This window comes from Pseudomonas solani, from assembly GCF_026072635.1.
Lineage (GTDB): Bacteria > Pseudomonadota > Gammaproteobacteria > Pseudomonadales > Pseudomonadaceae > Metapseudomonas > Metapseudomonas solani.
Genome location: NZ_AP023081.1, coordinates 4,510,016 through 4,526,096, shown reverse-complemented (window position 1 = coordinate 4,526,096; position 16,081 = coordinate 4,510,016). Strand labels below are relative to the sequence as shown.

The 16,081-nt window shown below is 68.7% G+C and carries 14 protein-coding genes and 2 pseudogenes; 7 read left to right on the top strand and 9 right to left on the bottom strand.

Annotation, left to right across the window (positions count from 1 at the left end; translation table 11 throughout):
• Positions 1-38 precede the first annotated feature (38 nt).
• The 6 genes and pseudogenes from PSm6_RS20615 to PSm6_RS20590 form a co-directional block, all read right to left on the bottom strand.
• A complete protein-coding gene (locus PSm6_RS20615; protein ID WP_021222800.1) occupies positions 39-689 on the bottom strand; it encodes a methionine ABC transporter permease in 651 nt (216 codons plus the stop codon).
• Positions 673-1,749 (bottom strand): methionine ABC transporter ATP-binding protein, encoded by a 1,077-nt coding sequence (locus tag PSm6_RS20610; RefSeq protein WP_043245782.1) that lies wholly within the window; start codon positions 1,747-1,749, stop codon positions 673-675. The genes PSm6_RS20615 and PSm6_RS20610 overlap by 17 nt, the downstream gene beginning before the upstream one ends.
• Positions 1,750-2,039: 290 nt before the next feature.
• A complete protein-coding gene (locus tag PSm6_RS20605; RefSeq protein ID WP_043245781.1) occupies positions 2,040-2,834 on the bottom strand; it encodes a MetQ/NlpA family ABC transporter substrate-binding protein in 795 nt (264 codons plus the stop codon).
• Between the two features lie 113 nt (positions 2,835-2,947).
• Positions 2,948-4,300, bottom strand: a pseudogene (locus PSm6_RS20600) (LLM class flavin-dependent oxidoreductase); the annotation flags it as partial.
• Positions 4,300-5,508, bottom strand: coding sequence for an SfnB family sulfur acquisition oxidoreductase (locus PSm6_RS20595; RefSeq protein WP_043245779.1), 1,209 nt, complete (start codon positions 5,506-5,508; stop codon positions 4,300-4,302). The gene PSm6_RS20595 and the pseudogene PSm6_RS20600, both read right to left, overlap by 1 nt.
• Before the next feature lie 10 nt (positions 5,509-5,518).
• The gene (locus tag PSm6_RS20590) at positions 5,519-6,754 is read right to left on the bottom strand and encodes an SfnB family sulfur acquisition oxidoreductase (RefSeq protein ID WP_265168096.1); all 1,236 of its coding nucleotides are present in this window, start codon (positions 6,752-6,754) and stop codon (positions 5,519-5,521) included.
• A gap of 739 nt (positions 6,755-7,493) precedes the next feature.
• On the opposite strand from PSm6_RS20590, the gene PSm6_RS20585 reads away from it, so the two are divergent.
• Genes PSm6_RS20585 through ssuE form a run of 5 tightly spaced genes read left to right on the top strand, consistent with a single transcriptional unit; the run spans position 7,494 to position 11,821 of the window.
• On the top strand, positions 7,494-8,825 hold the full coding sequence (locus PSm6_RS20585; RefSeq protein ID WP_265168094.1) for an MFS transporter: 1,332 nt from the start codon (positions 7,494-7,496) through the stop codon (positions 8,823-8,825).
• Between the two features lie 12 nt (positions 8,826-8,837).
• Complete coding sequence (locus PSm6_RS20580) at positions 8,838-9,605, top strand: ABC transporter permease (protein ID WP_265168093.1); 768 nt, start codon at positions 8,838-8,840, stop codon at positions 9,603-9,605.
• Between the two features lie 9 nt (positions 9,606-9,614).
• A complete protein-coding gene (locus tag PSm6_RS20575) occupies positions 9,615-10,385 on the top strand; it encodes an ABC transporter permease (RefSeq protein ID WP_265168092.1) in 771 nt (256 codons plus the stop codon).
• A 16-nt stretch (positions 10,386-10,401) separates the two neighbouring features.
• The gene (locus PSm6_RS20570) at positions 10,402-11,223 is read left to right on the top strand and encodes an ABC transporter ATP-binding protein (protein WP_265168091.1); all 822 of its coding nucleotides are present in this window, start codon (positions 10,402-10,404) and stop codon (positions 11,221-11,223) included.
• A 10-nt stretch (positions 11,224-11,233) separates the two neighbouring features.
• A complete protein-coding gene (gene ssuE / locus PSm6_RS20565) occupies positions 11,234-11,821 on the top strand; it encodes an NADPH-dependent FMN reductase (RefSeq protein ID WP_265168090.1) in 588 nt (195 codons plus the stop codon).
• Between the two features lie 9 nt (positions 11,822-11,830).
• Here ssuE and PSm6_RS20560 read toward each other — a convergent pair whose 3' ends face one another.
• Positions 11,831-12,712 (bottom strand): LysR substrate-binding domain-containing protein, encoded by an 882-nt coding sequence (locus tag PSm6_RS20560; RefSeq protein WP_265168088.1) that lies wholly within the window; start codon positions 12,710-12,712, stop codon positions 11,831-11,833.
• A 116-nt stretch (positions 12,713-12,828) separates the two neighbouring features.
• Here PSm6_RS20560 and PSm6_RS20555 point away from each other — a divergent pair, with 116 nt between their 5' ends.
• Entirely contained in the window at positions 12,829-13,509 is a 681-nt protein-coding gene (locus PSm6_RS20555; RefSeq protein ID WP_371877141.1) for a CTP synthase C-terminal region-related (seleno)protein, read from the top strand.
• Complete coding sequence (locus PSm6_RS20550) at positions 13,506-13,865, top strand: antibiotic biosynthesis monooxygenase family protein (protein WP_265168087.1); 360 nt, start codon at positions 13,506-13,508, stop codon at positions 13,863-13,865. The genes PSm6_RS20555 and PSm6_RS20550 overlap by 4 nt, the downstream gene beginning before the upstream one ends.
• Here PSm6_RS20550 and PSm6_RS20545 read toward each other — a convergent pair.
• A pseudogene (locus tag PSm6_RS20545) lies at positions 13,832-14,460 on the bottom strand (tRNA-uridine aminocarboxypropyltransferase). The gene PSm6_RS20550 and the pseudogene PSm6_RS20545 overlap by 34 nt on opposite strands.
• Positions 14,461-14,845: 385 nt before the next feature.
• Entirely contained in the window at positions 14,846-15,877 is a 1,032-nt protein-coding gene (locus PSm6_RS20540; RefSeq protein WP_371877140.1) for a methyl-accepting chemotaxis protein, read from the bottom strand.
• Between the last annotated feature and the right edge of the window lie 204 nt (positions 15,878-16,081).

Here is a 16,081-nt window from a genome sequence, read left to right as displayed (position 1 = left end):
AACCGCTCAACGCCGCAGCGGCAACGCAGTCAGTTTTTCTAGCGCTTGTTGAGCAGTCGCGCCAGCCGATCCCCACCAAACTGGATCAGCGTCACCAGCACCACCAGCAGGATGATCACCGTGAGCATGATCTGCGTGTCGAAGCGCTGGTAGCCGTAGCGATACGCCAGGTCGCCCAGCCCGCCTGCGCCAATGGCGCCGGCCATGGCCGAGGAGTTGATCATGGTCACCAGGGTGATGGTGAAGCCGCCGACGATGCCCGGGCGCGCCTCGGGCAGCAGCACGTTCCAGATGATGTGGCGGCGCTGGCAGCCCATCGCCTGGGCCGCTTCCACCAGGCCGAAATCCACCTCGCGCAGGCTCACCTCGGCGATGCGCGCGAAGAAGGGCGTGGCGGCGATGGTCAGCGGCACCACCGCGGCCCAGACGCCGTAGCTGGTGCCGACGATCAGCCGGGTGAAGGGGATCAGCGCCACCATCAGGATCAGGAAAGGGATCGAGCGCAGCACGTTGACCACGCTGCCCAGCGAACGGTTGAGCGCACGCGCCTCGAAGATCCCGCCCGGGCCCGTGGTGACCAGCACCAGCGCCAGGGGGATGCCCACCAGGAACACGATCAGCGACGAGGCGCCGATCATCAGCAGCGTGTCGAGAATGCCCTGCAGCAGGCGATCAAGCATGGGCGACATAGCCGAGCACCTCCGCCTTGTCCGCCAGGCCGTGGGCCTGCTCCAGCACCCAGGTACCGCCCTGCCCCACATCGCTGATGCGCACCAGCAGGTGCCCCTGGGCGCGGCCCTGGATGCGGTCGATGCCGCCATGCAACAGGCTCACCCGCGTGCCCAGGGCCTGGGTGATGGCCAGCAGGTCCGGTTCGCGGCCGCTGGCGCCGGTGAAGTGCAGGTCCAGCAGCAGGTCGCCGCCGGGTACCGGCTCGCTGGCCAGGCGGCCTTGCAGGTCGTCCGGCAGCTCGTGCCGCAGGGTGCCCAGCAGGGTGCGGGTGACCTCATGTTGCGGGTCACCGAACACCCGCCACACCTCGCCCTGCTCCACCACCCGGCCACGTTCCAGCACCACCACGCGGTCGCAGGTTTCGCGGATCACGCCCATCTCGTGGGTGATCAGCACGATGGTCAGGCCCAGGCGTTTGTTGATGTCGCGCAGCAGCGCCAGGATCGACTGGGTGCTCTCCGGGTCCAGCGCCGAGGTGGCCTCGTCGCAGAGCAGGATCTCCGGCTGGTGCACCAGCGCCCGGGCGATGCCGACGCGCTGCTTCTGCCCGCCGGACAGCTGCGCCGGGTAGGCGTCGCGCTTCTCCGACAGGCCCACCAGGGCCAGCAGTTCGCCGACCTTGCGCCCGATATCGGCCTTGGCCACGCCCGCCACCTTCAGCGGCAGGGCGACGTTCTGCCAGACGGTCTTGGCCGACATCAGGTTGAAGTGCTGGAAGATCATGCCGACGCGCCGGCGCAGCAGCACCAGTTGCTTCTCGTCGAAGGCGCCGATGTCCTCCTCGTCTATCACCACCTGGCCCACCGAGGGCTTCTCCAGGCGGTTGAGGGTGCGGATCAGCGACGACTTGCCGGCGCCGCTGCGGCCGATGATGCCGAACACCTCGCCCCGGCGGATCTCCAGGTCGATGCCCTGCAACGCCTGCACCGGCCCCTGGTTGCCCTGGTAGGCCTTGCCCAGCCCCAGCAGGCGGATGTGCGGCAGGTCCAGGCTGATAGTGCGGTTGAAACTGACCATAAGGGCCTCTCGAAAATATGTTTAAAGCCCGAAAACAGGAGCCTTGGGAGTCAGTAGCCCGGGCTTCAGCCCGGGAATGATCCACGCCGCTCCCGGGCTGAAGCCCGGGCTACACGCTGATTTCCAATGGCCGAGCGACGCAGAACCTGTGGGAGCGGATTCATCCGCGATTGCAGGCCGAAGGACTGCCAGGGCCGCCCGGGGAGCGCTGCGCGCTCCTTTCGCGAATGAATTCGCTCCCACAAACAGCAATGACACCGTGCCTCCGGTAGCCCTGGATTCCAGGGGCATCACTGCCAGCCGGGCTGGTACAAACTTCCGTGCGCCTTATCCAAGGCGGCGCGGACTTGCGGCGAGTGCTGGTAGACGTCGACGAACTTCGCCAGGCGGCCGTCGTCCTGGTAATCGCCACGGGTGACGAACTGGATGACGTACTCCTTGTTCTCGATGCCGTCGAAGAGCAGCGCGCTGTTGGGGTCGAGGGTGCCGGCCAGGCGGATGTAGTGCGGGTAGCCCTGGGCCAGGTCGACGTCGTCCAGGGCGCGCACCAGTTGCACGGCTTCCAGCTCGATGATGTCGATGTGCTTGGGGTTGTCGATGATGTCGTCCAGGGTCGCCTTGTAGCCCACGCCGTCCTTGAGCTTGAGCAGCCCGGCCTTCTGCAGCAGCTGCAGGCCGCGACCGCCGTTGATGGGGTCGTTGGCGATGGCCACCTTGGCGCCCTCGGGTAGGTCGGCGATGGCCTTGTACTGGGTCGAATACAGGCCGACGTTGTTGATCACCCCGGGGGCGAAGGCCTTGAGGGCGAAGCCGCCTTCCTTGTTGGCGTTCTCCAGGAAGGGCGTGTGCTGGAAGTAGTTCACGTCGATGTCGCCGTGGGCCAGGGTGATGTTCGGCGTGTTCCAGTCGGTGAACTCCACCAGCTCCACCTTGAGGCCTTGCTTGGCGGCTTCTTCCACCGCCACTTCCAGGGGCGGGGCGAAGGCGGCGGTGGTGCCCACCTTCAGGGGCTGCTCGGCGGCCTGGGCGATGCCGGTGGCCAGGAGCAGGCCGAGGGTAAGGGTCTTGAGGCTGTGTCTGGGCATGGTTTCTATCCTTGGGTAATGGGTTCAGGTCGTGGGAGCGAATTCATTCGCGATGGAAGGCGCAGCCTTCCCCTGGAAGTCCGGGGTCGCCCCTTCGGGCCGATTCGCGAATGAATTCGCTCCCACACGGGCCCCCGATGGTCCGCCGGCAGGTGGTTACCCGCGCCGAACAGCTTGTGGCGCAGGGTGCCTTCGGCATACGCGGTCTTGTAGGCGCCGCGGGCCTGCAGCTCGGGGATCACCAGGTCGATGAAGTCGGCGTAGCTCTCGGGGGTGACGATGCGGGTGAGGTTGAAGCCGTCGAGCCCGGTCTCGTCGACCCAGGCCAGCAGTTCGTCGGCCACCTGGGTAGGCGAGCCCACCAGGAGGATGTAGCGGCCGCCCAGGGCGTGCTGCTCCAGGAGCTGGCGGCGGGTCAGGCTGTTCTCGCGCAGCTTGTTGGTGGCCGATTCGATGGCATTGGTCTTCAGCGGACGGATGGGCTCGTCCAGGCCGTACTCGGCGAAGTCGATGCCGGTGGAACTGGCGAAGTGGGCAACGCCCGCCTCGGCGCTGGCATAGGCCAGGTACTCGGCGTGCTTGGCGCGGGCCTCGGCCTCGGTGGGCGCGACGATCACGCTGATGCCCATGAACACCTTCACCGCCTGCGGATCGCGGCCGGCGGCCTGGGCGGCGGCGCGCACCTTGTCCACCTGGGCGCGGGTGGCCTCGCGGTTGTTGCCGCTGATGAACACGCACTCGGCATGCTCGCCGGCGAAGCGCAGGCCGCGCGCCGAGGAGCCGGCCTGGAACAGCACCGGCGTGCGCTGCGGCGAGGGCTCGCAGAGGTGGTAGCCCTCGACGTCGTAGAACTCGCCGTGGTGGTGGACCTTGTGCACCTTCTCCGGCTGGGCGTAGAGGCGCCGCTGGCGGTCGCCGAGCACCGCACCCTCCTCCCAGCTGCCCTGCCAGAGCTTGTAGAGCACCTCCAGGTACTCGTCGGCCTGGTCGTAGCGGCGGTCGTGCTCCACCTGCTGGGTCAGGCCCATGGCCCGCGCCGCGCTTTCCAGGTAGCCGGTGACGATGTTCCAGCCCACGCGGCCGTCACTGAGGTGGTCCAGCGTGCTCATGCGCCGGGCGAACAGGTAGGGGGCGTCGTAGCTGAGGTTGGCGGTGAGGCCGAAGCCCAGGTGGCGGGTCACCCCGGCCATGGCGGAGACCAGCAGCAGCGGGTCGTTGACCGGCAGTTGGACGCTCTCCTTGAGGATCAGGTCGACGTTGCCCTGGTACACGTCGTAGACGCCGACGATGTCCGCCAGGAACAGCCCGTCGAACAGCCCGCGCTCCAGCAGCTGCGCCAGCTCCGTCCAGTAGGCCAGCTTGCGGTAGTCGCTGGAGCGGTCGCGCGGGTGGGTCCAGAGGCCGTGGTTGATGTGCCCCACACAGTTCATGTTGAAGGCGTTGAGGAGGATCTGCTTGCGCGCCATCAGATCGTCCCCCGTCGTGGTGGCAGTACCTCGTTGAGGTAGTAGTTGCCCACCGCGTGGTACTTCCAGCGCACCGGGTCGTGCAGGGTGTGCACCCGGGCGTTGCGCCAGTGGCGGTCGAGGTTGTGCTCGGCCAGGGTGGCGCGGGTGCCGGCCAGCTCCAGCAGCTTGCTGCCGGCGTTGAGCGACACCTCGGTGGTCAGCGCACGGGCCTCGGCGACGGCGATGGAGGCAGCGGCGACGCTCTCCACCGTGGGCTCCGCCGTGGCGGCGTCGAGGATGCGCCCGGCGCGGTCGAGGATGGCCTCGGCGGCGTGCAGGCGGATGGCCAGGCGGCCGAATTCGTGGATCGCCAGCGGGTCGTCGCTGGCCTTGTCCACCCCGGCGTCGATCCACGGCCGCGAGCGGGTGCGCACGAACGCCAGGGCGTCTTCATAGGCTTCGCGGGCGATGCCGGCGTCGATGGCGGCGTGGAGGATCTGGGCGAAGGGGCCGACCGTGGTCGGGCGCTCGAAGGCGGCCTGGAACGACACCACGTCCTCCGCTGCCACCGGCACGTCGTCGAAGATCGCGGTGCCGCTGCCGGTGGTGCGCTGGCCGAAACCGGACCAGTCGTCGACGATCTCCAGCCCCGGTGCATCGCGCTCGACGAAGGCGAAGTGCTGGTGGCCGTCCTCACCTATGGCCAGGGTCGGCACGCGTTGGGCATAGAGCGCACCGGTGCAGTAGAACTTGCGGCCCTGGATGCGGAAATCATCACCGTCGCCGACCAGCCTGGTGGTGCGGTCGTTGGAGGTGCGCGTGCCGATTTCCGCCAGGGCGTTGCCGAAGCGCTCGCCGGCCAGGGCGGCGGCGAACAGGCGCCGTTGCTGGGCCTCGCTGCCGTTCACCCGCAGCACTTCCAGGGCGTAGAAATGGTTCTGCGGGATCTGCCCGATGGAGCTGTCGGCGGCGCAGATGATCGCCACCACGCGGGCCAGGGTGACGCGGGACACCCCGGCGCCACCGAACGCGCGGGGCACGGTGATGCCCCACAGGCCGGAGCGGCTGAAGGTGTCGAGTTCGGCATGGGGCAGGCGCCGCTCGCGGTCGCGCTCGGCGGCGCCGCTGCGGAATGCCTCGGCCAGTTGCCGGGCCACGGCCAGGGCCTCGGCGTCGTCGCGGATGATGGCCACCGCCGGGCCCTGTTGCGGTTGCAGGAGGGTCATGGGCGCTGCCTCATATCCAGGAATGACGCGCCGGGAAGGCGCCATTGAGGTGGTAGTTGCCGACGGCGTGGACCTTCCAGCGCACCGGGTCGTGCAGGGTGTGCACCCGGGCGTTGCGCCAGTGGCGGTCGAGGTTGAACTCGGCGAGGGTGGCGCGACTGCCGGCCAGCTCGAACAGCTTCTCGCTGGCCAGCAGGCTGATCTCGGTGGTCAGCACCTTGGCCTCGGCGACGGCGATGGAGGCACGGGCGGCAGCCGCGGCGTCGATGGGCGCGGCGGCGATCTCGTCGAGTACCTGCCCGGCGCGTTCCAGCAGCGCGTTGGCGGCGTTCAGCTCGACCTTCAGGCGGCCGATCTCGGCAATGGTGTAGAGCTCTTCGCTGGCGCGCTCGACGCCGGCGTCGACCCAGGGCCGCGAGCGCTCACGGATGAAGGCGATGGCGTCGTCGATGGCGGCCTCGGCGATGCCGGCGTCGATAGCCGCCTGGATCAGCTGCGACAGCGCGCCCTGGATGCTCGGCACCTCGGCCAGGCGGCCGTTGTGGAACACCAGGTCGTCGGCCACGGGGGCGCGGTCCAGCAGCACGGTGCCGCTGGCGGTGGTGCGCTGGCCGAAGCCGGACCAGTCGTCGACTATCGCCAGCCCCGGCACCCCGCGCTCCACCAGGGAGAGCACGCCGACACCGCTGTCGTCGATGGCCTTGACCGCCACCCAGTGGGCGAACAGCGCGCCGGTGGAATAGAACTTCTCGCCGCTGACCTCGAGGCCGGCGTTGCCGCGGGTGATGCGCGCCTTGATCTCCAGGGTGTGCTTGGTGTTGCGCTCGGGCCCGGCGTTGGCCAGGCGGCGCCCGGCGAGGATGCCGGCGAAGACCTTGCGCTTCTGCGCCTCGCTGCCGACGTACTCGATGACGCTGAGCAGGCCGAACTGGTTCTGCGGGATCTGCCCCAGCGCCGGGTCGGCCGCGCAGATGATGCGGAACACCTCGGCGAGGGTGACGTAGGACACCTCGGCGCCGCCATAGGCGCGCGGGATGCGGATGCCACCCAGGCCGAGCCGGGTGAAGAGCTCCAGCTCGCGCCAGGGCAGCAGGCGTTCGCGGTCACGGTGTGCAGCCCCTTCCTTGGCCAGCTTCGCCACTTCGTGGGCGGCGAGCAGGGCCTGGGCATCGTTCTCGATCAGCGCCGCCGGGAGTAGCGGCGGCGCTTCATCACGAAGAACCTTGGGTTCGGTTTCGTTAGTCATGCATGTGGCCTTGGGCAATGTGCGTTTTCAGGCTTCCTTCACCCGGGATTCCGGGCATGAAGGAGGCGGAGGCAAGCAAGGCGGGAGGACGGAAGCGTGAGGGGGAATACAGGCTCTCCGCAGCGCTGTTGGATCGCGAACACCCGCGACCTTGCTTGCAAGGAGACAAAGCACAAGCCGTGCCTGATTTTTATTTCCTTTAAATTCAATTAGATAGAGTTTTTGTCCAACACTTCATGGCTGCTGGAGCAGGCAATCTGTTGGTCAGGTGTTGCTGGAACAACAGTTGATGAGCGAGGGCCTCACCGTAGGAGCGAGCTCTGCTCGCGAAGCTTTTGTGCGGGGGGGGGGTTGGTGGGCTGAAGCCCACCCTACATAAAAAGCCCTCCCATCCCGAGGCCTTGCGGTTGCCCCTTGTAGGGTGGATGACGCTTTTTTCATCCACCAGCGGAGCCCGGCATGACCCCGATTGGTGGACCGATAAAGCGGGGTCCACCCTACTCCTGTGGGAGCGGTTTCAACCGCGAAAAGCATCGCGAATGAATTCGCTCCCACACAGTTCCCCCCATAAACCGCGCCGCGCCACCGGAAAAACACCCTGTCGCTGCACTGCTGCCCCAGCAACACCATGCAAGCACCGGGCTGCTGGCCTTGCAGCACGGCATCCGCAATCGCGCCGCCCATCAAAATAAATCCCTTTTAATTCAATGGCTTGAATTGAAATCAAAAAGCGGCACGCATGCTGCTATGTCACCTGGCCCATGCGGTCGATGCGCCTTGCGCTACCGACTGCCAGCTGTTCGCCCAGGACTCCACCCATGCAGCCGATACCTGTTCCACCCTCGCTCTTCACGGCATCGCTCCCGCCATGCGGGGCGCGACCATGAGCCAGCGCCAGTCCGCCTTCCTGTTCAATTTCCTGCTGCTGGCCGCCTTCAGTGGCGCCACCATCGGCATGGCCAAGATCGTCACCACCCTCTATGCGCTGGAGCTGGGTGCCAACTCCATGCAGATCGGCGTGATCGCCGCCATGGAGTCCCTGGGGATGATCTTCGTCACCCTGCCCGCCGGCTTCGTCATCGCCCGCTTCGGCGCGCGGCGGGTGTACTTCCTCGCCAGCCTCGGGCCGATGCTGCTGAACCTGCTGATCCCGGTGTTCGCCAGTTGGTGGTGGCTGGCGCTGGCTCGGCTGCTGATCGGCCTGTGCATCCCCTTCCGCATCGTTTCGATGAACAGCGCCTTCCTCCGCCAGCTGCGCCATATCGGCCACGCCAAGGCCGGCTGGTACCGCGGTGCGCTGACCCTGGGCATGGGGCTGATCGGCCCGCTGCTGGGCAATGCCCTGAGTGGCACCGGCAGCTTCACCCTGGGCTTCGTGGTGATCGGCCTGTGCTTCGGCGCCATGGCCGCCTACAGCCTGGGCTTCTGGAACGAGGCCGGCGGCGACGAGAGCGCCGCCAGCGCACCCGGTGGCGGGCTGCTGGACGAGGTGCGCGGCATGCTGGCCAACCCGGCGATCAGCGAGAGCTGCCTGATCGAGGCGGTCAGCGCCTCCACCGGCTCCCTCTACGGCACCTTCATCCTGTTGCTGGCCATGCAGGTGGCCGGGCTGACCCAGGGCCAGGCGGTGAGCCTGGTGATGGTCCAGGGGCTGGCCTCGGTGCTCGCACTGTTCGGCCTCGGCCGCCTGGTGCAGCTCGGCGGCCGCGCCTTCGCCTATGGCTCCAGCCTGCTGGCGGCGGTGGCGGCGCTGGTCCTGCTGGGGCTGGCCCACCACTACTGGCTGCTGGCCCTGGGCGCGGTGCTGCTGAGCATCGCGGCGGCCCAGGTGCACCTGGTGAACATGGCGCAGCTGGCCAGCCACGCCATGGACAAGAGCAAGATCTCCGGCCTGTTCAACCTCGCCACCATGCTCGGCGGCTTCGGCGGCGCCATGCTCGGCGGGCTGGTCAGCCACCTGGTGGGGCTCGGCAACCTGTTCCTCGGCTGGATTCCCCTGGTGCTGGCCACCGCCCTCGCCTGCTGGTTGCGCGCCCGGCGCCGCACGCCGGCCAACGCCCCTCGCTGTTGAATGAGGCCTGACATGACCGCGACCCTGAAACGCCTGCCAGGTGCGCTCACCTGGCTGATCTCGCCCCTGGCGCTGCTCGCGCTCTGGGCCCTGGTGGCCGACGCCGGCCTGTTCCCGCGTCAGTTGCTGATCCCGCCGCTGCACGTGCTGCAGGCCTTCGAGGAACTGCTGCAGAGCGGCGAGCTGCAGGAGCACCTGGGCGGCAGCCTGTCGCGCCTGGGCCTGGGCTTCTGCTTCGGCGCCGCTGGCGGCCTGGCCTTCGGCGTGCTGATGGCACTGTCGAAACAGGTGGAGGCCTATTGCGGCCCGCTGTTCCATTGCCTGCGGCAGATTCCCAGCATCGCCCTGATCCCGATGTTCGTGCTGTTCTTCGGCATCGAGGAGACCTTCAAGATCGTCATCGTCGCCAAGGCGGCGTTCTTCCCGGTGGCCCTGGCCGCCAGCGAGGGGGTGAAGGCCATCCCGCGCAGCTACTTCGAGGTGGCCGACGTGTATCGCCTGAGCTGGCCGACCCTGGTGCGCGAGGTGGCCTTCCCCGCTGCCGCGCCACCGATCATCACCGGCCTGCGCATCAGCCTGACCCGCGCCTGGGTGGTGCTGGTGGCCGCCGAGCTGCTGGCCGCCGACAGCGGCCTGGGGCAGATGATCGAGATGGGCCGGCAGATGCTGCGCATCGATGTGGTGATGGTCGGCGTGCTGGTCACCGGGGTGATCGGCTTCAGCCTCGATTTCGTTTTCCGCCTGCTGGAACGTCGCCTGTTCCGCTGGCAGTCGCGCTAGGAGATGCCCATGTCCCGAATCCTTTCATGGCTGCCGCGCCTGCGTGGCCTGGTGCTGCCGCTGGCCCTGGTGGCCGGCTGGGAAGCCCTGTCGCGCCAGGACGCCGCCAACGCTTATGCCTTCGTCCCGCTGAGCCGCATCGGCCAGGCGCTGGTGGAGCTGCTGGGCAACGGCGAGCTGCTGGTCAATCTCTTCGCCAGCCTGGCGCGCACCAGCGGCGGGCTGTTGTTCGGCGTGCTGTTCGGCCTGGGCCTGGGTGTGCTGATGGCGCTGTCGAAGGTGGCCGACCGGGTCATCGGCCCGCTGTTCCACTCCATCCGCCAGGTGCCGATGCTGGGCTGGATCCCGCTGATCGCCATGTGGTTCGGCAATGGCGAATTCTCCAAGGTGTTGATCGTCTCCCTCGCCGCCTTCTACCCGATGGTGCTCAACACCTACGAGGGTTTCACCCAGGTGGAGAAGCGCTACCGCGAGGTGGGCCGGGTCTTCGAGCTGGGCCCCTTGCAGCAGTTCCGCCACGTGCTGCTGCCCGCCGCGCTGCCAAGCATCGCCAACGGCCTGCTGCACGCCCTGGCCTTCGCCTGGGTGACGGCGGTGGGCAGCGAGCTGTTCCTCTCCTCCGGGGCCGGCCTGGGCAACCTGATGATGAGCGCCGAAGCTGGCTCGCGCATGGAAGTGATCGTCCTCGCGGTGCTCTGCATCGGCCTGCTCGGCTACCTGATGAACCTCACCTTTTCCCGCCTGGCGCGCTATCTGCTGCGCTGGCGCAACACCCGTTGAACGCAGGTTGATGACCATGACAGCACTCGCACAGCACGCCCCCACGGGGCAGCAACAGACCCTCCCCGGCGCCCTGGAGATCCGCGGCCTGAGCAAGCAGTACCGCATTGAGGGCCGCGACCTGCCGGTGCTCGAAGGCATCGACCTGAAGGTCGCCCCCGGCGAGTTCGTCAGCATCGTCGGCGCCAGCGGCTGCGGCAAATCCACCCTGCTGCGGCTGATCGTCGGCCTGGAGAACGACTACCAGGGCGAGATCCTCCTCGACGGCCAGCGCATCGCCGCCACCAGCCTGGAGCGCGGCATCGTGTTCCAGGACCACCGCCTGTTCCCCTGGATGACCGTGCGCGAGAACATCGCCCTGGCCCTGAAGAACCACCGCCTCAGCGCCGCCGAGAAGGAGCGCCTGGTGGCCGAGCACATCGCCCTGGTCAACCTGCAGGGCTTCGAGAACGCCTGGCCGCACCAGCTTTCCGGCGGCATGGCACAACGCGCGGCCATCGCCCGGGCGCTGGTGAACAAGCCCAAGGTGCTGCTGCTCGACGAGCCCCTGGGGGCCCTCGACGCCCTCACCCGCGTGCACCTGCAGCGCGAGCTGCAACGCATCTGGATCCAGCAGCGCAGCACCATGATCATGGTCACCCACGACGTCGAGGAGGCGCTCTACCTGGGCGACCGGGTGATCGTCCTCGACTCGCACCCGGGGCGCATCAGGCACGAGATCCGGGTCAACCTGCCGCACCCGCGCGACCGCGCCTCGCCGCTGCTGCAGACGCTCAAGGAAGAACTGCTCACCGAGCTGACCGGCCACGACACCCCCGCCACCGGCCAGGCGGCCTGAGGAGCGCAGCATGCGGATCGTCACCCTCGCCGGCAGCCCCGGCCTGCGCTCACGCTCCGGCGTGATCCTCGCCCACGGCCAGCGCTGGCTGGTGGAGCACGGCGCCAGCGTGCGCCATTTCGGCATCCACGACTTCAAGGCCGAGGACCTGCTCCACGCGCGCTTCGACAGCCCGGACGTGCAGGCGCTGATCGAGGCGGTGGCTGCGGCAGACGCCCTGGTGATCGCCACGCCGGTGTACAAGGCGTCCTTCTCCGGCGCCCTGAAGACCCTGCTCGACCTGCTGCCGGAGCGTGCCCTGTGCGACAAGCCGGTGCTGCCCATCGCCAGCGGCGGCAGCCTGGCCCATATGCTCGCGGTGGACTATGCGCTGAAGCCGGTGCTCTCGGCGCTCAAGGCGCAGCAGGTGCTGCACGGCATCTTCGCCATCGACGCCCAGGTCAGCTACGACAACCAGGGCGGCACCCTCGCCGACGATCTGCGTCAGCGTCTGGGGGACGGCCTGCAGCAGTTGCTGGAAATCCTCCAGCGTCGCCCCGCACGGCTGCAGCCGCACCAGTTGGGGGACAGCCTGCGGCTGTCGCAATGGGGTATCTGAACCCGGCCTTCAGGGACCCAGGCGGATGGCGCCGCCCAGCTCGTCGAACAGCGTCACCACCGAGCGCAGGGCGCGGCAATCCGGACGGGTCAGCAGCCACAGGGCGGTGTCGCAATCCGGCAGTTCGCCCTCCAGCGCCTGCAGCCCGTCGCCGATGAGGAAGCGTGGCAGGGCCGCCACGCCGAGCCCGGCACGGGCCATTTCGGCGACCGAGAGCATGCTGTTGCAGCGGTAGGCCGGCACCAGCGCCGGGTAGCGCTGGCGGCGCCAGACCACGCTGGGGTGGTTGGGCAGGAATTCGTCCGGGGCGATCCAGGCCATGGCGGCCAGGTCGCTGGCGTCGCGCCCTTGCAGGTAGGCCGGGCTGGCGCACAGACCGTAGGCGACCTGGCCCAGGCAGCGGCCGACCAGGTGTTGCGGCGGCGCATTGGTCAGGCGCAGGGCGATGTCGGCATCGCGGCGGCTGAGGTTGGCGAAGTCGTTGGAGGTGGCCAGCTCCAGGTGCAGCGCCGGGTAGTTGGGCATGAAGCGCGCCAGGGCCGGCAGCAGCAGGCCGTGCAACACCGAGTCGGTGCAGGTCAGGCGCACGGTGCCGTTGAGCACCTCGCGGCCCTGCTCCAGGGCCACCCGTGCCGCCTCCAGGGCCTGCTCGGCCTGTTCCGCCTGCTGGGCCAGGAGCAGCGCGGTGCTGCCGGGCAGGTAGCCGGCGCGGCTCTTCTCGAACAGTTCCTCGCCCAGGGCCTTCTCCAGCCTGCGCACCGCGCGGAACACCGTGGAGACGTCCACCTTGAGCAGTTCGGCGGCCCGCGCCAGGCTGCCGCCCCGGACCAGGGCGAGCACCAGGGCCAGGTCGCCGTGCTCCAGTCGATAGTGCGCAGCTGCAATGATCAATTGTGTTTTCGCCAATATTGAGTGCCAGGACGCAACTATATAGTCCGTCTGCCACCGCGCATATCGCGTCGCAGACAAGGAACGGACATGGCTTCCACCCTCCCCGCGCCACCCGCCTGCGCATCGCCCTGATCGGCGACCGCAACCCCGAAATCACCGCCCACCAGGCCATTCCCGAGGCGCTGTCCCTGGCCGCTTCGGCGCTGGACATCGGCCTGGCGCCCACCTGGCTGGCCACCGATGCCCTCGACACGGCCACCCTCGCCGGTTTCGACGGCCTCTGGTGCGTGCCGGGCAGCCCCTACCGCGACACCGAAGCAGCGCTGCGTGCCATCGGCCATGCCCGGCTCGAGGGCGTGCCCTTCCTCGGCACCTGCGGCGGCTTCCAGCATGCGTTGCTGGAGTACGCGCGCAATGTGCTGGGCTGGGCCGATGCCGAGCACGGCGAGAGCGCGCCCGAGGCCGCCCGCCAGGTGATCGCGCCGCTGTCGTGCTCGCTGGTGGAGGCCATCGATTCGGTGCGCCTGGAACCCGGCTCGCGCATCGCCCGGGCCTACGGTGCGGAGCTGGCCTTCGAGGGCTACCACTGCCGCTACGGGCTCAACCCGCAGTTCGCCGCGGCGCTGCTGGGCGGGCCGCTGAAAGCCAGCGCGCGGGATGCCAGCGGCGAGGTGCGTGCCGTGGAGCTGGAAGGCCATCCCTTCTTCGTCGCCACGCTGTTCCAGCCGGAACGTGCCGCCCTCGCCGGTCGCCTGCCCGCGCTGGTGGCGGCCTTCGTCGCGGCCTGCGCCCAATGAGCGGCGGCGACGGGCAGGCGTTCGCCCAGACGCCGGCGGCGCCCTACTACGCGGTGATCTTCACCTCGCTGCGCACCGACACGGACGACGGCTACGGCGACACCGCCGAGAGCATGGTGGACCTGGCGCGCACGCAGCCGGGCTTCCTCGGCGTGGAGTCGGCGCGGGGTACGGATGGGCTGGGCATCACCGTTTCCTACTGGGAGAGCGAGGCGGCGATCCTCGCCTGGAAGCGCCAGGGCGAACACAGCCTGGCGCGTGCCCGGGGCCGGGCGGATTGGTACAGCGCCTTCGAGGTGCGCATCGCCCGGGTGGAGCGCGCCTACGGCTTCTCTCGCGAGGGGGAACCGGCCTGAGGCTGGCCGTGGTTGCGCTGGAAGGTCTCCTCGCCCATGGCGGCGATCTGGCCGTCGATCAACGCTTCGAAAGGCTTGAGCAAGGCATCGAAGCTGGCCGGTGCTTCCAGCAGGTCCAGCGCCTGGGCGATGGCCTCGACGGTGGACAGCGCCCCCGGTGCCGGGGCCTTGCGCAGGCGGTAGCGGGAGACGCCGCCGGCCGGCAGCGTGACCCGGGGCAAGGCCGCCAGGGCGGGATTGAGGTGCAACAGCTTGCGCGCCTTGCGCCAGGTGCCGTCGGGCACCACCAGCAGCACGGGGCGCCCGGCGCTGCCGTCCAGCTCCGCCAGCGACACGGCCTCCTCCCCGGGAACAGCAGCCGCGCGTCATGGCGCGGGTCGGCCAGTTCGGCCGCCAGCTCAGGGAAATGCTCACCCACCCGCAGCTCAGCGTTCTCCAGACCCAGCGCTGCCAGCCGTGCGGTGTTCAGCGCATGCCCCACCTCGCTCGGGTGCTGCAGGACGAGCACGCGGGTACGGCTGGGCAGGCTGGGGATCAGCGGGCACAGGCAATGGCTGGCGGGGCGTTGGCAGCGGGGGCATTGGGGGCGGGACATGGGCGGGGATTTTGCCATGGAACCTGGGCGCGGCGCGGGGCATTTTCGCGAATGAACTAGCGCCCACAAGATCGCGAAGGGCATGACCGCTGCGTAGGGTGGAGGTCGCTTTTTACCTCCACCGGGCGGCGTCGAGCGCGGCACGTTGTGATGCCTGAAACGCCGCGTTGATGGGTTTCGCGGAGCTCTACCCATCCTACGCAAGATCAGGAGTCGAGTTCGGCATATCGTCATGCATGGAGCTTCGCACTGATGGGTTTCGCAGAGCTCGCGGAACGCCGCCCGCCCCATCCTACGGACACGGGGACGGGGTTCGGGAAAGTGGGGCATCCCTGCCCCGGGAACCGCGCCCTCCTGCGTGGCTCCGCCCGCCCATGCTCGGTCGCTAGCGGTTGAAGCGTTCCGCCAGGCTGTGCAGGTACTCGGCCATGTGCTCGAGGTCCTGGCTGATCTGCGCGCCTTCCTGGGCCTGCCCGGCGCTGTGGTCGGAGAGCTGGGCGATGCGGGTGATCTGCCGGCTGATGTCGTCGGCCACGTGGCTCTGTTGTTCGGACGCGGCGGCCATCTGCTGGCTCATGCCGGTGATGCGCGTCACCGCCTGGCTGATGCCATCGAGCGCCTTGCCGACAGCCTCGACGCTGCCGACGCTGTCACGGGAAATTTCCTCGCCCCGGTTGGCGGTAGCCACCGCGCGGTCGGCACCGGAGCGCAGCGAGGCAATGATCTGGTGGATCTGCTCGGTGGACTGGCGGGTGCGCGAGGCCAGCGAGCGCACCTCGTCGGCCACCACCGCGAAGCCCCGGCCCTGCTCGCCGGCCCGGGCCGCTTCGATGGCGGCGTTGAGCGCCAGCAGGTTGGTCTGCTCGGCGATGGAGGTGATGACGTCGGCCACGCTGCCGATGGACTGGGTGGAGTTGGCCAGCTCGTTCACCGCCTGGCCGATCTCGCTCACCGCACTGGCCATGTGCTGCATGGCGCTCAGGCTATCCCCGGCCAGGCCGCGCCCCTGCTGCGCCAGGCGGTCGGCCTCCTCGGCGGCATGGGCGGTGTTCTGCACGTTGTGCGAGACCTCCTGGATGGTCGCCGCCATCTGGTTGATGGCGGTGGCGGACTGGTCGGTCTCGGAGCGCTGCTGCTCCAGCAACTCGGCGCTGGAGCGTGACAGCCGGGAGGAGTCCGAGGCCCGTAACTTGACGTTGATGCCGGCATCCTCCAGCCGCGTGAGGGCCGTCTGCAGGCGCGCCTCCTCGCTGATCATGGCCATGTCGAGCAGCGCCTGCGCACCCTTGTTGCTGGAATAGGTCAGCGATACCAGGCCGCTGGTGAAGGCCTTGGGATGCTCGGCCAGGGTGCGGCGGATGGTCTGCCGCTTGCTGTAGAGCTGGTAGGAGCCGAGGGCGAACATGGTCACCAGCATCAGGCCCACGAGCGCCGGACCGCCAATGAGCAGGTGACCGCCGAGGATCACCAGGGTGGCGAGGATCACCGGCCAGGAACGGACCAGATCGTAGGTCCAGTACTCGATCCAGGGCACCGGCGCCTTGCCGGCCCGCAGGCGCGCGTAGAGGGCGTCGGCGCGCTGCACCTGCTCGCGGGTGGGCAGCGAGCGCACGGACTCGTA